We start from the raw sequence: 19,184 nt of genomic DNA, 5'->3' as shown, positions 1-19,184 counted from the left end.
GGTGTGTCACCGGAAAGGTGGCGTGGCGTTGCGCGCTGTCAACGAAACCGCCGGCCGCCAACGCTACGGCGTGGCCCCGGCGCGCATGGTGCGGATGCCCTTGGGCACGATTACCCGCTGCAGGCCCGCCAGCGACAGCTCCGCCGCCATCGCCAGCACCGCGACCGACACCGCCCCACCCAGCACCTTGTCCATGCGGTGCTGGGCCAGGCCGTCGATGATATACCGCCCGAGCCCGCCCAGTCCGACGTAGGCGCCGATCGTGGCGGTCGCGATCACCTGCACGGTCGAGGTTCGGATGCCGGCCATGATCGCGGGCGAGGCGAGCGGCAGTTCGACCTGGGTCAGCCGCTGCCAGCCGGTCATACCCATGCCGCGCGCCGCACCGGTGACCTGCCGGTCGACGTCGCGCATGCCGACGTAGCTGTTGGTGACGATCGGCGGCATGGCGAGCGCGACCAGCGCGACGATCACAGGGAGCTCGCCGTAGCCGGCGATGATGAACACCAGGATCACGATCCCGAACTCCGGCACCGCACGCCCGATGTTGGACACGTTGATGGCGAACAGTCCGCCCTTGCCAAGGTGGCCGAGCCCGATCCCCACCGGCAGCGAGATCGCCAGCGCGATCGCCAGCGAGACGACGGTGTAATAGAGATGCTCGACCACCCGGTTGGGAATACCGTCGTTGCCGTTCCAGCGGCCGGCCTCGGTGAACCAGGCCCACAGGTTCTGCAGCACCTCGATCGGCCCGCCGCCACCGCGCATCATCAGCGAGTCGCTGGCGCAGCCGGTCAGCGCGACGGCAAGCAGGCCGGTCAGCAGCAGCACCGCGCGCGGCGGCCGCGCGGGCGGACGTTTCGCGTTCATACCGGCGGTATCGCGCACCCGGGCCGGCAGGTCAAACCCGCCCCATGCGGTATACCCCCGCGCCGCTGTCCGGTCGCCGGTTGGCTGGGTTGCCGCTGGCCATCGGCGTGGTCGGTCTGATAAGGATGATGTATCCAGTAATCGTGTGGGGTAAACAGGCATTTCGGGGGCGGTTTTGAAAAATGGGTTGAAGCGGGCCGCGCGGACTCTCGCCGTGTCGGTGCCGTTGGTGGCGGGCGTGCTGCTCACGGGTGTGCTGGCGACCCGGCCGGCGAGCGCGGCGGAGCGCGCCTGGATCGTGGTCGACGCGGCGAGCGGGGCGGTCATCGAGGCGCACCGGCCGCAGATGCAGCACTATCCAGCCTCGCTCACCAAGATGATGACCCTCTACATGGTGTTCGACGCGCTGGCGGCGGGCGAGTTGCAGCTGGACGAAAAGATGTACGTCTCCCCGCACGCCCAGGAGATGCCGCCGACCGAGCTTGGCCTGCACGCCGGCGACCGGATCACCGTTGAAACCGCGATCAAGGCGCTGGTGACAAAATCGGCCAACGATGCCGCGGTGGTGATCGCCGAGCATCTGGCCGGCACCGAGTGGGACTTCGCCATGGACATGACGGCCACGGCCCGGCGGCTCGGTCTGGACGATACCAAGTTCCGCAACGCGTCCGGCCTGCCGCATCCCTATCAGGTGACCACGGCGGAAGACATGGCGCAGCTTGCGCGCGCCCTGATCGACGACTTTCCGGGCTATTACAAGTATTTCTCGATCGAGCGGATGCGCTACCAGGGGCGGGTCTACCGCAACCACAATAACCTGCTGGGCCGGTACGACGGGGTCGACGGGATCAAGACCGGCTATATCGACGCGTCGGGTTACAACCTTGTGGCTTCCGCCAAGCGTAACGGCCGGCGCGTGATCGCGGTGGCCCTGGGCGGGCGCAGCCCGGCTGCGCGCGACCGTCGGGTGGCGCACCTGCTGGATGCCGGCTTCAAGCAGCTGCCGGCGCGGATGCCGCCGGTGCCGCACGCCAAACCGGAACGCGGCGGCTACGCCGTGCAGGTCGGGGCGTTCTCCAGCAAGCCGGCCGCCGAGCGGATCGCCAAGCGCGCGCTGGAAGAGGCGCGTCAGGCGCTGGCCGGGGGAATCCGGCGGGTGGCGCATCTGCGCGGAGACGATCTGTACCGGGCGCGCGTCGTCGGCCTCACCGTTGGGGCGGCGGAACGGGCGTGCACGCGGTTGAAGCGCCGCGGCATGGACTGTCTGGTTGTGCAGGACACGCCGACCCAGGTCGCCGAGACCGGCAACAGCGCCGGCTGATCCGCCCGCGGTTCGTCCTACCGGATCGAACCGGCTCGACAGACACCGATCCGCGCGGCATAAGCGCGGTCCGTTGCCGGGCGCCTCCCGCGTCCGCGTGTTCGCGATTGGAAACTTCGGGTATGGAAACGCTGGCCGCGCTCGCCACGCTCTGGTTCGTGCATCTGCTGGCCGTGATCTCTCCGGGGCCAAGTCTGCTCGTGGTGGTGCGCAGTGCGATCGCCGGATCGCGCGGGCAGGGCACGCGGGTCGCTTGCGGGCTCGGACTGGGGACGCTGGTCTGGTCGCTCGCCGCGCTGTTCGGGTTGGGCGTGCTGTTCGCGCTTGCACCCTGGCTCTACACCGGGATGAAGATCGCGGGTGCGGCCTTCCTGCTCTACATCGCGGTGATGATGTGGCGCCACGCGCGCGAACCGATTGCGATCGACGGGACGCTGGCGACCGACGGCGACGGCGGCCCAGGGGCCGCGCAGGGGCCGCGCGCGGCCGTGCGGCTGGGCCTGCTGACGCAATTGGCGAACCCGAAGGTCGCGGTCTTTTTCGGGTCGATCTTCGTGACGCTGCTGCCCGCCGATCCGTCGCCCTGGGTCCAGGCCGCGGTGATCGCGATCGTCTGTACCAATGAGGTCGGCTGGTACACGGGGGTCGCCTACGCCTTCGGCGTGCCGCGTCTGCGCCGGGGCTACGCCCGGGCGAAGGCCTGGATCGACCGCACCTGCGGCGGCTTCCTGGCGCTGCTGGGCCTGCGGCTGGTGGTCGACGGGCGCTGACCGCCGATCGCTCTCCGCTCTATCTTCGACAAACCGAACGTAGCTCTAGAGCAAAATCGATCAAGGTCGAGTCGACCTTGATCGTGAATTCTGCTCTAACTGCTTGAAGAGAGAGCAAGATGCTGAGAGGTGGCTGCACCTTTCAGCATCTTGCTCTAGTACCAGCTCTTGCAGGCCGTCTCGATGTCCTCGATGTGGCTGAAGTCGCCGTGCTGGCCGACTTGCTCGATCACATCGGTCGGAACCTCGGCGATATAGCCGGCGGCTCGCTGGCCGGGCTTGGGCCGGCCGGCGCTGGCGACCAGGTCCGCGATCAAACGGCGGAGAATCAGGTTCTGGCGCAGCAGCGTGTCGATGTCGCGGTCGGCCACGTGACCGTTGCGGTCCGCCCACCGGTCGAAGATCGCGCGTTCACACGCACTGAGCGCATTGGCGTCGATCCCGCCGGTCGAGGTCGGATGCGCGGAATCGTCCAGGTTGCTGAGGATCGCGTGCTTGGACGAGGTCTGTCGGCCGGCCATTGGGTATGTCTTTCCAGTTGTGCGGCTGCGATTTAGCACTCGCATGGTTTAGAAATCGTTGCTTATCGTCAAATGCACGGAAGGCTAGTACGCGTCGAATTGGGTCATCGGAAGTGCGCTTGTCGCTGGTCCGCGGCCCGATTGGCAGTCGTGATCGGTGTATACTTCCGTATAGGCGCTCGGATTTTTTTTAATGCCAAATATGCGCCTGAAGCATAGGTGCGCGTACGGCGTCGCGTGAAAGGTGTTTCTATACAAGCGTTTTCGGCTCTGAGCGGTTTCGCACGTGGCCGTGGCTTTCGGCGCCTCGCCTTGGCGCGGCCCCGACGGGCTCTCGTCTGGCCGCGAAGCGCAACGGCAGACGGGGTGTTGCGATCCCGTGGACGGCGTGGGCAGCGTGGCCGACACGCCGTTCTGGCGCCAGTCGCCGTTCGCGTGCGTCCGCGCCCGCTGCGGGCGTCAGGTTGGAGCAAGCGCAGGCGAGCCCACCCACCGGATCAGGAGACCCGACCGGTTTTGACCGCCACCAGGATCGACGTCCACGGCCGCCACGACACCCACCGCCTGGTCGGCGAGGTCGCCGGACCGCACAACTTGGCGCTGATGATCGACGCCGCGATCAAGGGCTGCCGCCAGCTGTGGCACCCGATCGCGGCGCATTCGCTCGCGCCGGGGGGCGCGCGCCGGCGACGCCGACTTCGAGCCGGAGACTTGGCTGAACGCCGGCTTCCTGGCGACCAGCCTGGTGCGCGCCGCGGCCGAACACGGGGTCAGGCTCGATCTGATCGGCGCGGACGAACCAGATGCCGACGCCCCCGAGGCGCATGTCGTCGTGACCCAGGACGACGTGCGGCCGCGCACGGTCGACGTGGAGTTGGCGGAATCCGGTGTGCAGCGCTTTCGCGGGCGTGCGGCGGACTTCGTCGGCTGGGCCAAGCGCAGCCGAGCCGCGACGCCAGCCGGGCACGCCTGAGGCGCCACGTGCCCGTCGGCGCGCGGCTCAGCGCTCGGCAGGCCGGCAGACCGCGTCGAGCCCGCCGCGCGGCTCGTAATCGCGCACGCCCTGCAGCAACCAGCGGTCGACCGGCGCATCGCTGTCGGAGCGCAGCACGTGGATGTCGCCGGTACCCTCCATGATCACCGCCTGAACCTGGGTCAGGTTGTGCACGTTGGCGCTGCGCAGGGTGGCGCGCAGGTCGTCCTCGGTGATCCGGGCGACCGCCATGTTGCTGGGCAGAAGCCGGCCGCCGGGGCCCATCACCAGGATCGGCCGGTTGTCCAGCACCATCTCCGCCAGCCGGTAGCGGCCGCGCAGCGCCGAGGCCGCGAGCTGCAGCGCGTAGAGCGCGACGATGCCCGCGATTCCGCGGCTCAGCGCCGGGCTGTCCGCGACCACCGTGGTCGCGATCGTGGAGCCGATCGCGATCGTGATCGCGATGTCGAAGTTCGACATCTCGGCGAAGCTGCGCACGCCGGCCAGCCGCGCGCAGGCGAGCACCACCGCGTACATCGCAAGCGCGGTCGCGACGACGGTCAAGAGCTCGCCGGGCGCGATCCGGATCAGGTCGTCGAAGGGCACGGGTGACCTCCTCTCGGTTCGGGGCGTCGGTGATGGGGTGTTGGGTGTGCGGGCAGCGCGCACGCCGGTTCCGCCCCAGGGGCAGCCGGGTAGGCGGCTGGTGTTGAGGCGGCGAGCGCTGTGTGCGCGGGTCTTGCTTTAGCCGTCGGCCACCGGCGTCTTGGGCAGGAAGTCGCCGCGCCGGGACAGCACGAAGTCCTGGAACACGCGCGCGGTATTGGTCGGGTCGCGGTCGGCCCGGCGGATCAGGTACCACTGCCGTTTGACCGGCAGGCCCGGCGCCTTGACGCTGGCGAGCTTACCTTCCGCGAGTTCGGTATGAACCGTGTGGGCGGAGATGATCGCGATGCCCAGCCCGGCCATCACGGCCTGCTTGATCGTCTCGTTGGTGCCCATCTCGTAGACGTGGAACGGCCGCTCGCTCTCCAGCCGGTCCAGGAAGCGCCACATCAGCGTGCGCGTGCCCGAGCCCTCCTCCCGGGTCAGGAAGGTGCACTGGGCGAGGTCCTGCGCCGTGACCGCGTCCTTTTCGAGCAGCCAGCTGTCCGGCTGCGCGATCAGGACGTAGGGGTGGTCGCCCAGCGTGTCCTGCGCGACCTCGACGTGCTTGGGCGGCCGGCCCATGATCGCCAGGTCGTACTGCCGGCGTTCCAGGCCGGAGATGATGTCGTCGCGGTTGCCGATCGACAGGTGCACCCGGATGTTGGGATACGCCTGCATGAACGCCGCGACCAGCCGCGGGGCGAAGTACTTGCCGGTCGACACCACCCCCAGCGTGACCGCCCCGGTGGCCCCCGCCTGCAGCGCCTCGATCCGGCTGCGGCAGCGTTCCACCACCGCGTCCATGTCGTTGGCCGCTTCCAGGATCTCCAGACCGATCTGGGTGGCCTCCAGCCCGTCCCGGTCGCGGGTGTAGATCGGCGCGCCCACGCTGCGTTCCAGGATCTTCAGCTGGGTGGTCACGGCGGGCGGGGTGACGCACAGCTCGTGCGCCGCGGCGGTCACCGATCCGTTGCGGATCGTCGCGGCGAAGGCGCGGAGCTGGCGGAGCGATAGGCTGCGTAGGTCGGCCATTAGTTCCCCTTAATGTGGCTTCTAGATTATTAAATTTTGTTTTGTAAGGCAAAGCGCCAAAGTGCCCGCGTGATCGAAAGGGCGGCGCTGGGCCCTGGGCTTCCTGGTCGCACGGCGTGCCGCGGCGTGCGAAAGGCTTGCGCGCGACGGGCGTGTCGGCGCACTCCCACAGGTGGAGGCGGCGCGCAGACCCGTGCGCGTCACGCCGACCGGACGCCACACGAGACGGGAGGGACGAACATGGCGAGCGAGCCCGAGGTCACAGCCGCCCAGACGCGCGCGACGCTGGAGGATTACCTGAACCGCTGGGCGGGGCAGGACGAACAGCGCCGCGCCACCGCGGAGACGATCCAGCGGATGTGCAACGCCGCCGCGGAGATTTCCCGACAGATCGGCTGGGGCCCGTTGGGCGGCCAGATCGCCGGGGAAATGGACGGCGAGAACGCCGCCGGCGACACGCAGAAAAAGCTCGACGTGACCGCCAACGAGTTGCTGCTGGATGCCCTGCGCAAGGCGCCGGTCGCCTATTACGCCAGCGAGGAGGACGAGCAGGTTCAAAAGCTCGATCCCGCGGCGCCGATCTCGGTCGCGGTCGATCCGCTCGACGGCTCGTCGAACATTGAGCTCAACGTCTCGATCGGCAGCATCTTCTCGGTCTACCCGACCTCGCAGGGCGGCGCGGAGTCGTCTCTTTTCCGGCCCGGGCGGGAGCAGATCGCGGCCGGCTACTTTGTCTACGGCCCGCACACCTCGTTGATGATCACGCTGGGCGAGGGGACCGACCCCTACGTCCTGGATCCCCGGACGCTGCAGTTCCGCCTGGTCGAACGCGGCATCGCGATCCCGCAGGAGACCAAGGAGTTCGCCATCAACGTCTCCAACTACAAGGAGTGGTATCCGCCGATCCGCGCGTTCGTCGACGACCTGCTGGAGGGCGAGGCCGGCCCGCGCGGCAAGAAGTTCAACATGCGCTGGGTCGCCTCGCTGGTCGCGGAGGTGCACCGCATCATGATGCGCGGCGGCGTGTTCCTGTATCCGAACGACCAGCGCCGCGGCTACCAGAATGGCCGCCTGCGGCTGATCTACGAGGCCGCGCCGATGGCCTTGCTGACCGAGCAGGCCGGCGGCGGCGCGACCGACGGGACCGAGCGTATCCTCGACAAGACCCCGGTCGAACTGCACCAGCGCACGCCGCTGGTGATCGGATCGCTCACCAAGGTGGAGCGCGTCGCCAAGTACTACACCGATCCCAGCTTCGAGCGCACCCAGTCGCCGCTGTTCGCCGAGCGCGGGCTGTTCCGGAGCTAACCAACAAAAAAGAGACGGGAGGATAGGCGATGTCGATCCGCCATCCGATCATCTCGGTGACCGGCTCGTCGGGCGCCGGGACCTCCACCGTGAAGCACACCTTCGACCAGATCTTCCGGCGCGAGGGCGTGAAAGCCGCGTCGATCGAGGGCGACGCGTTCCACCGCTACAACCGCTTCGACATGAAGGCCGAGCTGCAGCGCCGGGCGGATGAAGGCGACAATACCTTCAGCCACTTCTCGATCGAGGCGAACCGGCTGAAGGACCTGGAGGAGAGCTTGCGGTCCTACGGCGAGACCGGGACCGGGCGGACCCGCCACTACGTCCACTCCGCCGAGGAGAGCGAGCGGTACGGCGTCGACCCCGGGTACTTCACCGACTGGGAGGAGCTCGATCCGGACAGCGACCTGCTGTTCTACGAGGGCCTGCACGGCGCGGTGAAGACGCAGGACATCAATATCGCCGGGCACGCCGACCTCAAGATCGGCGTGGTGCCGGTGATCAACCTGGAATGGATCCAGAAGATCCACCGCGACCACGCCGCGCGCGGCTACACCACCGAGGCGGTGGCGGACACGATCCTGCGGCGGATGCACTCCTACGTGAACGTCATCTGCCCGCAGTTCACCCAGACCGACATCAACTTCCAGCGCGTGCCGGTGGTGGATACGTCCAACCCGTTCGTCGCCCGCTGGATCCCGACCCCGGACGAGAGCCTGGTGGTGATCCGCTTCCGCGATCCGCGCGGCATCGACTTCCCCTACCTGATCTCGATGATTCAGGGCAGCTGGATGAGCCGCGCGAACTCGATCGTGATCCCGGGCTCCAAGCTGGATCTGGCGATGCAGCTGATCCTGACGCCGATGATCCGCCGGCTGGTCGAACGCGCCCGGCGCGCGCACTGAGCCGGCCAGGGCGAAGCGCCGCACGCGGGCCGCTCAGCCGCCCGCGCCCAGAACCGACGCAAGGGAGAACACCGATGGAAGGCTCCTCGAACCAGCCGCTCAGCACCAAGGAGCGCTACAAGGAAGGCGTCCTGAACTACCGCGACATGGGTTTCTGGCGCCCGGACTACGACCCCGCGGACACCGACATCCTGGCGGTCTTCCGGATCACCCCGCAGGACGGCGTCGATCCGATCGAGGCGGCCGCGGCGGTGGCGGGCGAAAGCTCGACCGCGACCTGGACGGTGGTCTGGACCGACCGCCTGACCGCCTACGACAAGTACCGCGGCAAGGCCTACCACGTCGAGCAGGTGCCGGGCACGCAAGACCAGTGGTTCGCCTACATCGCCTACGACCTGGACCTGTTCGAGCCCGGGTCGATCACCAACGTGACCGCCTCGATCATCGGCAACGTGTTCGGCTTCAAGCCGCTGAAGGGCCTGCGGCTGGAGGACATGCGCTTCCCGGTCGCCTACGTGAAGACCTTCAACGGCCCGGCGACCGGCATCGTCGTCGAGCGCGAGCGGCTGGACAAGTTCGGCCGGCCGCTGTTGGGCGCGACGGTCAAGCCGAAGCTGGGCCTGTCGGGCCGGAACTACGGCCGGGTGGTCTACGAGGCGCTGAAGGGCGGGCTCGACTTCACCAAGGACGACGAGAACATCAACTCGCAACCGTTCATGCACTGGCGCGACCGCTTCCTGTACTGCATGGAAGCGGTCAACAAGGCGGAGGCGGCGACCGGCGAGGTCAAGGGCACCTACCTGAACGTCACCGCCCCGGACATCGAGCAGATGTACGAGCGCGCGGAGTTCGCCAAGGAGCTCGGCTCGCCGATCGTCATGGTCGACCTCGTGGTCGGCTACACCGGCATCCAGTCGCTCGCCAACTGGTGCCGGCGCAACAACATGATCCTGCACCTGCACCGGGCCGGCCACTCCACCTACACCCGGCAGAAGACGCACGGCGTGTCGTTCCGCGTGATCGTCAAGTGGATGCGTCTGATCGGCGTCGATCACATCCACGCCGGCACGGTGGTCGGCAAGCTGGAGGGCGACCCGATGACCACGGCGGGCTACTACGACGTCTGCCGGGAAGAGCATAATCCGCGCAACCTGGAGAAGGGCCTGTTCTTCGACCAGGACTGGGCCTCGCTCAACCGGACCTTCCCGGTCGCCTCCGGCGGCATCCACGCCGGGCAGATGCACCAGCTGCTGCACTATCTGGGCGAGGACACGATCCTGCAGTTCGGCGGCGGGACGATCGGCCACCCGATGGGCATCGAGGCCGGCGCCACCGCCAACCGCGTCGCGCTGGAGGCGATGATCCTGGCGCGCAACGAAGGCCGCGACACCTGGAACGAAGGGCCGGAAATCCTGCGCGAGGCGGCCAAGTGGTGCACGCCGCTGCAGAAGGCGCTGGATACCTGGGGCGACGTCACGTTCGACTACGCCTCGACCGACAGCCCGGACTACGTCACCACGCCGACAACCGCCTGACGGCTACGCGCGGACACGGGCGTAACCGCCACGCGAAAGCTCGCGGAGGAGCATCATGCGACTGACCCAGGGCACTTTCTCCTTCCTGCCCGACCTGAGCGACGACCAGATCTACCGGCAAGTGCAGTACTGCATCGACAACGGCTGGGCGGTCAGCCTGGAGTACACCGACGATCCGCATCCCCGGAACACCTACTGGGAGATGTGGAACCGGCCGATGTTCGACAATCCCGACGCCCAGGCCCTGATCGAGGAGCTGAAGGAAGCCCGCGCGCAGCTGGCGACCTATTACATCCGGGTGGTGGCGTTCGATAACAGCCACGGCTGGGAGGCGCCGCGTCTGTCCTTCATCGCCCACCGCCCGGCGGAGGAGCCCGGCTTCCGGCTGGAGCGCACGGAGACCGAGAAGCGCCGGCAGCAGTACACCCTGCAGCCCTACGCCAGCGCCCACCCGCCAGGCCAGCGCTACCGCTAAGCGGGTAGGGCGCGTTTCGAACGGAGCGCCAAGTCACCCCTCTCCTCGAATGGGAGGAGAGGGCCGGGAGAGGAGGATGCCCGCGGCATCAGCGTCTGCGGCAACCTCCTCCCCTAACCCCGCCTCCCAGTGGAGCAGGGGGATCACTCAGGTGAGATTTGGACCACACCCATGGCCGACGACTTCGATCCGCAGCGCCCGAGCCGCCGGCCGCGCAACCAGGGGCCCGGCGGCGGTGAGCAGCCGGGTGCGCCGGGCGACCAGGCTCAGCAGCCGGCGGAACCCGCGCCCAGCCCGGCGCCGGACACCGTCGACCTGAACGCCGAGTGGCAGAACGCCGGCGTGCAGCAGGTGCTGGACGAGCTCGACCGCGAGCTGATCGGCCTGCAGCCGGTCAAGCGCCGGATCCGCGAGACGGCGGCGCTCTTGCTGGTGGAGCGGGCGCGCACGCGCATGGGCCTGACCCACGAGACGCCGACGCTGCACATGTCGTTCACCGGCAACCCCGGCACCGGCAAGACCACGGTCGCGATGCGCATGGCCGACCTGCTGCACCGGCTGGGCTACCTGCGGCGCGGGCACGTGGTGAACGTCTCGCGCGACGATCTGGTCGGGCAGTACATCGGTCATACCGCGCCCAAGACCAAGGAGGTCGTGAAGAAGGCGATGGGCGGGGTCTTGTTCATCGACGAGGCCTACAACCTCTACCGCCCGGAGAACGAGCGCGACTACGGCCACGAGTGCATCGAGATCCTGCTGCAGGTGATGGAGAACCACCGCGACGACCTGGTGGTCATCCTGGCCGGCTACACCGGTGCGATGGCGAAATTCTTCCAGTCCAACCCGGGCTTCCGCTCGCGGATCGCCCACCACATCGACTTCCCGGACTTCCAGGACGACGAGCTGCTGGAGATCGCCAAGCTGATGCTGGGTGAGCAGCATTATCAGCTGACCGAGGCGGGCGAACAGGCGCTCAAGGACTACATCGCCAAGCGCCGGGCGCAGCCGCATTTCGCCAACGCGCGCAGCGTGCGCAACGCGCTCGACCGCGCGCGCCTGCGCCAGGCCATGCGCTTGTTCGAAACCGCCGAGGGCCCCCTCGACGCCGCGGCCCTGTCGACCATCGACGCCCCCGACATCTACGCCAGCCGCGTCTTCAAGGGCGGCCTCGACAGCGACCACGCCAGCTCCGAGGACGACGGCCAGCCGGCGGGGTAGAGCGCTTGCGCTTCAGCCCCCGTCAGGCATGCTTCGACACGCCGCCTGTCGGCGGCTGCTCAGTAACCGGGGCAAAACACCGGGCATCTGGGGGTGTTGGGACTCATCTTTGGGTGCATCCGGTATGGGGGCGTGATTCTGTTGGGTCATGGCGAAGGGCGGACGGGCGGGATTGTGCAAGCAGCGCAGGACGTGCTGCGCGCCGGCGTCGCCACGGCGGCCTGGGTGCGTGTCGACGACACCGGTGCCCGGCATCAGGCACGCAACGGCGACTGCACCCAGACCGGCGACGATCGTTTTACCGCGTTCGCGACCACCAACACGAAGAGCTGGCTGAACTTCCTGGAGATCCTGCGCGCCGGTCACGGCGACTATGTGATCACCCCCGGGGGCGCTCGCCTACATGGCCAGGCGCGGCCTCTCGAAAGAGGTGACCGCGATGTTGGCCGCGGGTCAGGCGGATTTCCCGGACAGCGAAAGCTGGCAGGCGCATCTGGCGCAGCTCGGCCTGGATCGGCTGAAGGTGCATCCCGATCCCGTACGGATCGCCACCTAGGGCGCAGTCTACGGCGCCATCACGCACCACGGGCTACTGGGCGGCACGGTGGTTCTGAGCGACGGCGCCAGGCAGTTCCGCATCGCCAGACATGTGCTGTGTTGGGGTCACGCCGAGCGCCTGGTTCACGGCCTGGCCACCTTCACCGCCGCGCAACGTCAGGCGGTCGCACGGATCCGTCAGCGGATCTGGTGGTTGTACGCCGACCTGAAAGCCTACGCCGCAGCCCCGTCGAGCCAGCGCAAGTCCGATCTCAAGGCGCGGTTCGCGCGGCTGTTCAACCAGCGCACCGGGGTCGCCACGCTCGACCGTCTCCTGCAACGGCTGCTCGCCCACCAGGACGCCCTGCTGATGGTCCTCGAACGACCCGAGGTGCCGCTGCACACCAACGCCTCGGAGAACGACATCCGCAGCCAGGTGATCCGGCGGAAAATCTCCGGGGGCACCCGCAGCGATCGCGGACGCGACTGTCGCGATGGCTTCCTGGGCGTGTTCAGGACCTGCGACAAGCTCGGGGTGTCGGCCTGGCAGTACCTCGGCGGTCGCCTGGGCATCCCAGGCAGCCAGCCGGTCGAACCGTTGCCCGATCTGATCCGAGCGCGCGCCCCCTCCTAAGCCCGCAAACCCTCGTCATCAGATACACCCTCGCCGCGACCCCAACTCAAATCAGGTCGTCAACTGCCCGGGCTTTTGCCCCTGTTACTGAATTTTGCTCTAACGGCTTGAAGAGAGGGCAAGATTCAGCTGAAAAGTGGCTGCACCTCTCAGCATCTTGCTCTAGTCCGGCGCCCGGGTCACCACGAGCCGATTGATCGGCATGGCGAAGGTCGGCTGCGCGCCGCCGGTCTCCCGCAGCAGCTGGGCGAGGTCGGCCAGCATCGCCGCGTTCGCCTCGGCCGACAGCACGAAGGCGGCGTAGAAGAAGCCGGCCGCCTCGCGCGCCAGCGTCTCCGGCGGGTCGCTCAGGTACAGCACCGATGGTTCGATGCGCACCTGCGCGTCGTCGAACGTCTCCCGGGCGAGCGCGGCCAGCGCCTGGGTGTCGCGCACCCGCACGTCGCCCAGGTCGAACCGGCCGTAGGCCGGGTAGGCGCGCTGCACCCAGCCGTAGATCAGGTCGTGCACCGCGCGGTAGCCGGGCGCGTCGTCGATCTCGCCGTCGACGATCGCGGCGAACGTGCCGCCCGGCCGCAGCACCCGGCGGACTTCCTGCAGCACCGGGGCGACCGGGTCCATCAGCGTCAGCGCCCAGTGGCACAGCACCGCGTCCTGGCTGGCGTCGGCCAGGAACGCCATGTCCTGCGCGACGCCGCGGCGCAGGGAGAGCCCGGCGTCCGGCACCCGCGCGCGGGCCAGCGCCAGCTCGGCGTCGCTCATGTCGACCCCGGTCAGGCGCAGGCGGCCGCCATGGCGCGCGTGCGCGAGTTCCAGCAGCGGCCCGCTGCCGCAGGCGAGGTCGAGGACGTCGCGGTGGCGTGCCGGATCGATCGCCTCGGCCAGCCAGGCGTAGCTGCTGCGTCCGCGATCGTCCTGGCAGCGGCTGGCGCAGGCCTCGGTAAAGCCGGCGTTGGCGCCGTGCACGGCCAGCAGGTGGTCCTGCAGGCTGGCCCCGTCGGGCGCTTCTCCACGGGCGAGGCTGCGCGTCCAGGCGGTGTCCAGCATCGGCCGGTCGGCGCCGCTGCGGTCGGTCACGCGGCTCATGGGGTGACGAACATCAGGTGGACGCGCTGCGGGAAGCGCCAGTGACCGTCGCGCAGACAGGGGGCGAGGTAGCTCGCCAGCGGCTCGGTCGCGCGCATCTGCGCCAGCGTGAAGCGGTCGTCGAAGGCGCAGCGCTGCAGGAACCCCTCGACCTGGGCGCGCGCGCTGTCGGGCACGCCGTTCTCGTAGGCGATCTCCCGGGTTTCGACCGTCGCCCCGCGGGCTTCCAGCGCGCCGCGCAGCTGTTCCGCGCTGCTGTAAAGCTGCGCCGGGTCGCCGCCGAACGCCGCCAGAAAATCTATGTGGAAGCGGATGTAGTGCCCGGTTGCCGCAGACTGAGCGATCACGCCGACCCCGCTATCGCCCAGTGCGTGCAGCAAGCGCCCGGCCGCCGCGTCCAGCTCCGCCGGCGGAACGGCGTAGAGGGCGTGCGTCGCCCAGGCGACGTCGAACGCCCCGCGCGGGCAGTCCAGCTGCTGCAGCGCCGTCTCGTACGTCCGGTCGGCGGTGAACGGGTGGGGCAGGGCGGCGCGGGCTTCCTGGATCGAGAAGGCGGACGGGTCGAGCAGGGAGTAGGCGACCGGCTGGATCGCCGCGTCGCCGACACCGCCATGCTCGGCGAGCGCGACCGGGAACTTGCCGGAGCCGCAGGCGACGTCGAGCAGCCGCAGCGGCCGGTCGCCGGCCGCCGCCTGGCGTGCCTGCAGCCAGGCGCGCCAGTCCATCGCCTCCGCGAGCACGCGGTAGTCCGCGGTGGCCAGGGCGTAGAACGCCTCCATCTCGGCGCGCTTGGCTTCGCTCCAGTGGTGGCAGGAGCGTTCGAAGGTCTGGTTCATCGCCGCCGCGGTCCGCCCCGCGCCCGGCCGTCGACCGGCCAGCACACCGGGTTCAGCTCGCTCGCCGCGACCTCGCCCGGGCCGACGCCCGGCATGAACTTCTGCCAGTCGCCGGACACCATGGTCGGGGAATCGACCACGCGCGCCCCGTCGGCGTAATAGGTGTTGGCCAGGATCACCCGGCTGCGGGTGGTGTGATTGCCCTTGGCGGTGTGGAAGCTGAGGTTGTGGTGGAAGCTGACCTCGCCGAGCTCGAACGGGCTGTCGTCGACGGCGACGTTGTTGTCCCGGAACACCTCGGCGACCTTGCGGTCGTAGCTGGTGTTGGATTTGTCGAACTGCACCGCCTCGACCAGCTTGTAGACGTCGATCGGCTTGGCGAACGCGAGCGGGCCCATCGCCATCGGAATGGCCTGCGCCGGCGCCCAGGCGGTCACCACGTCGTGGGTGTCGAGCGGGAAGTGGTGGTCGTCGTAGTGCCAGGGCGTGCGCCCGCAGCCCGGCTCTTTCGACAACACGTTGTCGTGGTAGAGCCGCACCCCGTCGACGTTCAGCAGCTCGGCGCAGATCCGCGCGATCCGCGGGCTCAGCACGTATTCCCGGATCAGCGGATTGTCCAGCCAGACCATCTCCGCGCTCAGGAAGCGGTTCTCGGCCCCGCCGTCCAGCTGGGTCTCGAACGTCTCCGCCAGGATCCGGACCAATTCGTACCGCAGGCGCAGCGTCACCCCCGGCGACATCACGCCCTTGAGTTTGATGTAGCCGTTCGCGGCGAAATAGTCCCGGTCCGCCTGGGTCAGCTCGTAGGGCGCGCGCAGTTCGCGCGCGACCGCCTCGTCATCCGGCAGGTCCAGATCCGGCAGCGGGTCCAGCTGCTGGAGTTCGCCCGGCGTATCTTCGTTTTCCGCCAGCGAGACGTACCAGTCCCACCAGGCCTGGTTGTCGTCCTCCCAGGGCTGGCTGACGTCGGTATCGGGGGGCTGCGTCGCGGGGCTGGGCGCGTCGGTCGAAGCCGTGCGCGGCCCGGCATGGTCGGTCATGGCCGGCTCCTGGGCAGTCGGATGATCAAGCTGCGGCGGCCGCGCGGATCGCGCGTCCGTGCCGTGGGCGGTGACATAGGGCGCGCGGCACCGGCCGGCGAGGTCGGAGACCGGACGGACCGCCGAAACCCCGTGGCCGGCGCGACGCCGGATCGCAACGGTGCCCGCCCGCGCCGTCCCGGTGCAAGCAGCGATTTGGAGCCCAAACGAGTGAATCCCCGCGGTGCGGCGGCGCGGCGCGTCTTGAAGCGCCCGGCGGGCGTCTACATTTACCTTGGCATGGACCTCGTACGCATCATCCTCGCCATCCTGCTGCCGCCGCTGGGCGTGTTCCTCCAGGTCGGCCTGGGCGGGCACTTCTGGCTCAACATCCTGCTCACGCTGTTCGGCTATATCCCCGGGATCGTGCACGCCGTCTGGATCATCGCGCGGCGGTAACGACTGCCGCGGCGCGGCTGGCGTTCAGAACCCGCTTTCCCGGATCAGCACGGCGGCCGCGCTGCGCCAGGCCCGGCCGATCAGGCTGCGCGCCGCGCCGTCGACCATGACCGTGCCGGGGACCACCTGTGCGGGCGCGGCAAGCGTCTCCAGCGGCGTCATGTCGACCCGGTAGACCGGCGTGTGCGGCACCAGGCCGGTGCCGGCGATCTCCGCGGCGGCGTCGCGGGTCCGCCGGCGTTCGGTGTCGATCCCACCGCCGTGGGCCGCGGCGAGGTAGGGGATCTCCAGCCGGCTGGTGTTGACCGTTTCGCGCGCGCTGACCCGCACCTCGACCGGCGCGCGCGCCGGGTCCTGGGGATAGAAGCGCCCCGGCGCGCCGACCGCGAAACGCGTCACGTCGCCTGCGCGCACGTAGCCGCGCAGGCGGGCCGGCGTCCGACCGATCACCCGGCCGAGCGCCTGCTGCCGGCCGATCCACTGCCCGACCGCCAGTTCGGGCGGCACGTCGCTCAACCGCCCTGCGATCGGGGCGCGCACCGTCAGGCGCGCCTGCTGGGCCTGCAGGCCGGCCAGCCGGGTGCGGTCGGCCGCCAGCTCCTGTTCCAGCACCGGCAGGCGCTCTAGCGTCGCCGCGCTCGCCGCCTGGCGGCGCAGCAGCTGTTCGGCGAGATCGATCCGCCGCCGCGTCTGGCGCAGTTCGTGCGTCAAGTCGGGCGCGTCCAGCCGGTACAGCAGCGCGCCTTTGGCCACCTGCGCGCCGTTCCGGGCCGCGACCTCGACCACCTGGGCGGACACCGGCGGGAACAGGGCGGCGTGATCGCCCGCCTGCAGCACCGCCGGGACGGCCACCCGGCTCTGCCACGGCCAGGCGAGCAGGACGATCAGCCCGGCAAGCGCGGCCAGGGTTATCCCGGTATTGCGGTTCACGCGCATCGCCCGTCTCCGTTGCCACCACTGCGCCAGTTCCAGGGCGATCGGCCGGCCGATGAACCAGGCCAGCTCGACCGCCATCAGGAACAGGCCCAGCACCTTGAAGAAGAAGTGATAGACCAGGATCGCGATGCCCAGGAACAGGAAGAACCGCCAGATCCAGGTCGCATACGCGTAGAGCAGCAGGCGCCGCGCGGTGCGCCGGTCCCACTTTTCCGGCGCCGGCTCGCCGAAGCCGAACAGCGCTTCGCGCAGCTTCCACCGGCCCAGCGCGAAGCCGCGCGCCTGCAGGTTCTGCACCCCCAGCCAATCGGACAGCAGATAATAGCCGTCGAACCGCATGAACGGGTTCAGATTGACCAGAAGCGTCATCGTCCAGGTCACGGTCGCCAGCAGGAAGGCGGCCGAGCGCAGCGGGCCGTCGGGCAGGAACGACCAGGCGAAGGTGGCGAGCAGCGCCAGCATCACCTCCGCCAGCATGCCGGCCGCGCCGATCAACAGCCGCTGCCGGCGCGACACCAGCCGCCAGGCGTCGGTCGTGTCGGTGAACAGCACCGGATAGAACACCAGGAACGCGATCCCCATGCTGCGCACGCGGCAGCCGTAGGCCTTGGCCATGTAGCCGTGCGCCAGTTCGTGCAGCACCTTGGTGACCGCCAGCGTGGCCGCGAACGCGAGCGCGCCCTGCCAGGTCAGGAAGCTCAGGAAGGTGTGGGTGAACGCCTCCCACTGCCGCAGCGCCAATAGGATGCCGAGCCCGCCCAACAGCAGGCACAGCCGCACGAAGCCGCGGCGCATCAGCGGCCGGACGGCGGGCAGGGTGGCGGCCAGGAAACCGTCGGGGCGGACCAGCGGGATGCGGAAGAACAGGTAGCGGTGCAGCAGCCAGCTCCACGGGCTGCGCTTGGTGCGGGCCAGGCGCGCCAGGTGGTCCTGCAGGCCGGCCTGGCCGCCCGTCTGGATCAGCTGGTTGGCGGCCAGGAAGCGCAACAGCTGCTGCAGCTGCCCGGCGTCGACCCGCACGGGGGTGGCGGCATTGACCCGCTCCAGGACGCTCTTGGGGTCGCCCAGGTCCCAGTGCGCCAGCAGCTGGAACGCCGCGTCGCCGATCCGGAAGAAGCTGTTGCGGACGGGGTCGTGGATCGTCCAGCTGGGACTGCCGTCGGCTGCCCGCGGCGCCGCCAGCAGCTCCAGGTCCGGGCGCAGCGCCGGCAGGGCGTCCGGCAGCTGCGCACCGCCCGCGGCCGCGCCGCCGGCGGGCGTCGCCGGGCCGGCCGACGCCAGGCTCACAGCCCGAGCCACTGCCGCGCGGCCGAGACCGGCCGGCGGAACAGGTAGAGCGCCAGCGGCACCTGCGCGCCGTACAGCTTGGCCGTGCCCTTCAGGCCCGGGCGCCGCGGCGGTGTCCCTTGCGGAAAGTCGGCGTAGACGCGGTAGGCGAGCACGTCGTCCGGGGTGGTCGTGGCCTCGTAGCTCGCCTGCGCCAATTCGGCCGGGATCCGCTGCAGCGGGGCTACGTCCAGGAACAGCGCGACCCGGGCGCCGGGGCTGAGCTGGATCGCGTCGGCGACCGGCAGATCGATGCGCAGGCGCGTCTCGCTTGGATCGGCGACCTGCATCACCCGCTCGCCGGTGCGCACCGGCCGTCCGATCCATTCGTTGGGGTCGGTGAAGATCGCGACGCCGGGCCGGTCGGCGGTGACGGTGACCCGGGACAGCCGGTCCTCCGCTTGCGCCAGTTCGGCCGCGCGCAGATCGCGCTTGGTCTCCAGCACGCGCAGCTTGGCGGTTTCCTCCCGGTCGGCGAACGCGCCCTGGCTGGCCCGGCGCAGCTCCGCCTGCGCGATCGCCAGCGCGCGCCGGGCGACGGCGGCCTGGCTGCGCAGCTCCGTGGCGTCGAACGTGAACAGTCTCTGCCCGGCCTCGACCGACTGGTTGGGGGCGACGTGCACCTCGGCGATCACCCCGTCCATCGGCGCGGCGACGACCCGCGGCTGCGCGGCCACCACCTCCGCCGGGGCGAGCGCGCTTTGCGGCACCGGGATCGCCAGCGCGGCCAGCAGCCCGACCGCCGCGAGCGCGGCGGTCGGGCTGCTGGCCGCGC

At 69.5% G+C, this 19,184-nt stretch carries 20 protein-coding genes; 11 read left to right on the top strand and 9 right to left on the bottom strand.

What is annotated here, in order from left to right; genetic code table 11:
* Nucleotides 1-63: 63 nt before the first annotated feature.
* Complete coding sequence (locus CKO28_RS10555) at nucleotides 64-870, bottom strand: ABC transporter permease (RefSeq protein WP_200340743.1); 807 nt, start codon at nucleotides 868-870, stop codon at nucleotides 64-66.
* A 214-nt stretch (nucleotides 871-1,084) separates the two neighbouring features.
* Between CKO28_RS10555 and CKO28_RS10550 the strand changes: the two genes are divergently transcribed.
* Nucleotides 1,085-2,191 (top strand): serine hydrolase, encoded by a 1,107-nt coding sequence (locus CKO28_RS10550; protein ID WP_200340742.1) that lies wholly within the window; start codon nucleotides 1,085-1,087, stop codon nucleotides 2,189-2,191.
* Nucleotides 2,192-2,313: 122 nt separating this feature from the next.
* Nucleotides 2,314-2,961, top strand: coding sequence for a LysE family translocator (locus tag CKO28_RS10545; RefSeq protein WP_200340741.1), 648 nt, complete (start codon nucleotides 2,314-2,316; stop codon nucleotides 2,959-2,961).
* A 155-nt stretch (nucleotides 2,962-3,116) separates the two neighbouring features.
* Here CKO28_RS10545 and CKO28_RS10540 read toward each other — a convergent pair whose 3' ends face one another.
* Complete coding sequence (locus tag CKO28_RS10540; RefSeq protein WP_200340740.1) at nucleotides 3,117-3,482, bottom strand: hypothetical protein; 366 nt, start codon at nucleotides 3,480-3,482, stop codon at nucleotides 3,117-3,119.
* A gap of 745 nt (nucleotides 3,483-4,227) precedes the next feature.
* Here CKO28_RS10540 and CKO28_RS10535 point away from each other — a divergent pair.
* Nucleotides 4,228-4,455: a hypothetical protein gene (locus CKO28_RS10535; RefSeq protein ID WP_200340739.1), complete on the top strand. Its 228-nt coding sequence runs from the start codon at nucleotides 4,228-4,230 to the stop codon at nucleotides 4,453-4,455.
* Between the two features lie 27 nt (nucleotides 4,456-4,482).
* Here CKO28_RS10535 and CKO28_RS29125 read toward each other — a convergent pair whose 3' ends face one another.
* Together CKO28_RS29125 and CKO28_RS10525 are read right to left on the bottom strand one after the other, a co-directional pair.
* Entirely contained in the window at nucleotides 4,483-5,061 is a 579-nt protein-coding gene (locus CKO28_RS29125; protein WP_200340738.1) for a YetF domain-containing protein, read from the bottom strand.
* 138 nt (nucleotides 5,062-5,199) lie between these two features.
* The gene (locus CKO28_RS10525) at nucleotides 5,200-6,135 is read right to left on the bottom strand and encodes a LysR family transcriptional regulator (protein WP_200340737.1); all 936 of its coding nucleotides are present in this window, start codon (nucleotides 6,133-6,135) and stop codon (nucleotides 5,200-5,202) included.
* Nucleotides 6,136-6,375: 240 nt separating this feature from the next.
* Here CKO28_RS10525 and CKO28_RS10520 point away from each other — a divergent pair, with 240 nt between their 5' ends.
* The 7 genes from CKO28_RS10520 to CKO28_RS10490 all read left to right on the top strand — a co-directional run bounded on the left by CKO28_RS10520 (nucleotide 6,376) and on the right by CKO28_RS10490 (nucleotide 12,747).
* Entirely contained in the window at nucleotides 6,376-7,443 is a 1,068-nt protein-coding gene (locus CKO28_RS10520; protein ID WP_200340736.1) for a class 1 fructose-bisphosphatase, read from the top strand.
* Between the two features lie 29 nt (nucleotides 7,444-7,472).
* Nucleotides 7,473-8,348 (top strand): phosphoribulokinase, encoded by an 876-nt coding sequence (locus CKO28_RS10515; protein WP_200340735.1) that lies wholly within the window; start codon nucleotides 7,473-7,475, stop codon nucleotides 8,346-8,348.
* 74 nt (nucleotides 8,349-8,422) lie between these two features.
* Entirely contained in the window at nucleotides 8,423-9,883 is a 1,461-nt protein-coding gene (locus CKO28_RS10510; RefSeq protein WP_200340734.1) for a form I ribulose bisphosphate carboxylase large subunit, read from the top strand.
* A gap of 55 nt (nucleotides 9,884-9,938) precedes the next feature.
* On the top strand, nucleotides 9,939-10,358 hold the full coding sequence (locus CKO28_RS10505) for a ribulose bisphosphate carboxylase small subunit (RefSeq protein WP_200340733.1): 420 nt from the start codon (nucleotides 9,939-9,941) through the stop codon (nucleotides 10,356-10,358).
* 171 nt (nucleotides 10,359-10,529) lie between these two features.
* Nucleotides 10,530-11,576, top strand: coding sequence for a CbbX protein (gene cbbX, locus CKO28_RS10500; RefSeq protein WP_200340732.1), 1,047 nt, complete (start codon nucleotides 10,530-10,532; stop codon nucleotides 11,574-11,576).
* 403 nt (nucleotides 11,577-11,979) lie between these two features.
* On the top strand, nucleotides 11,980-12,132 hold the full coding sequence (locus tag CKO28_RS10495; RefSeq protein ID WP_200340731.1) for a hypothetical protein: 153 nt from the start codon (nucleotides 11,980-11,982) through the stop codon (nucleotides 12,130-12,132).
* A 48-nt stretch (nucleotides 12,133-12,180) separates the two neighbouring features.
* Nucleotides 12,181-12,747 (top strand): IS66 family transposase, encoded by a 567-nt coding sequence (locus tag CKO28_RS10490; protein WP_200340730.1) that lies wholly within the window; start codon nucleotides 12,181-12,183, stop codon nucleotides 12,745-12,747.
* Nucleotides 12,748-12,909: 162 nt separating this feature from the next.
* Here the strand turns inward: CKO28_RS10490 and CKO28_RS10485 are convergent, their stop codons facing one another.
* From CKO28_RS10485 to CKO28_RS10475, 3 genes are read right to left on the bottom strand one after another with little or no spacing between them, the layout of a single operon-like run.
* On the bottom strand, nucleotides 12,910-13,833 hold the full coding sequence (locus CKO28_RS10485; protein WP_200340729.1) for a class I SAM-dependent methyltransferase: 924 nt from the start codon (nucleotides 13,831-13,833) through the stop codon (nucleotides 12,910-12,912).
* Complete coding sequence (locus tag CKO28_RS10480; protein ID WP_200340728.1) at nucleotides 13,830-14,669, bottom strand: class I SAM-dependent methyltransferase; 840 nt, start codon at nucleotides 14,667-14,669, stop codon at nucleotides 13,830-13,832. The genes CKO28_RS10485 and CKO28_RS10480 overlap by 4 nt, the downstream gene beginning before the upstream one ends.
* Nucleotides 14,666-15,709 (bottom strand): phytanoyl-CoA dioxygenase family protein, encoded by a 1,044-nt coding sequence (locus tag CKO28_RS10475; protein WP_200340727.1) that lies wholly within the window; start codon nucleotides 15,707-15,709, stop codon nucleotides 14,666-14,668. The genes CKO28_RS10480 and CKO28_RS10475 overlap by 4 nt, the downstream gene beginning before the upstream one ends.
* A 210-nt stretch (nucleotides 15,710-15,919) precedes the next feature.
* Here CKO28_RS10475 and CKO28_RS10470 point away from each other — a divergent pair, with 210 nt between their 5' ends.
* The gene (locus CKO28_RS10470; protein ID WP_437127626.1) at nucleotides 15,920-16,147 is read left to right on the top strand and encodes a YqaE/Pmp3 family membrane protein; all 228 of its coding nucleotides are present in this window, start codon (nucleotides 15,920-15,922) and stop codon (nucleotides 16,145-16,147) included.
* 24 nt (nucleotides 16,148-16,171) lie between these two features.
* Here CKO28_RS10470 and CKO28_RS28850 read toward each other — a convergent pair whose 3' ends face one another.
* Both CKO28_RS28850 and CKO28_RS10460 read right to left on the bottom strand, forming a co-directional pair.
* Nucleotides 16,172-18,370 carry a site-2 protease family protein gene (locus CKO28_RS28850; RefSeq protein WP_200340726.1) on the bottom strand — a complete coding sequence of 733 codons (2,199 nt, stop codon included), beginning with the start codon at nucleotides 18,368-18,370 and terminating at the stop codon, nucleotides 16,172-16,174.
* Nucleotides 18,367-19,184 (bottom strand): efflux RND transporter periplasmic adaptor subunit (locus CKO28_RS10460; protein ID WP_200340725.1); only part of this gene is annotated, 818 nt, incomplete at its 5' end. The genes CKO28_RS10460 and CKO28_RS28850, both read right to left, overlap by 4 nt.

Source organism: Rhodovibrio sodomensis, assembly GCF_016583645.1.
Taxonomy (GTDB): Bacteria; Pseudomonadota; Alphaproteobacteria; order Kiloniellales; family Rhodovibrionaceae; genus Rhodovibrio; species Rhodovibrio sodomensis.
This window is presented reverse-complemented; position numbering and strand designations above follow the sequence as displayed.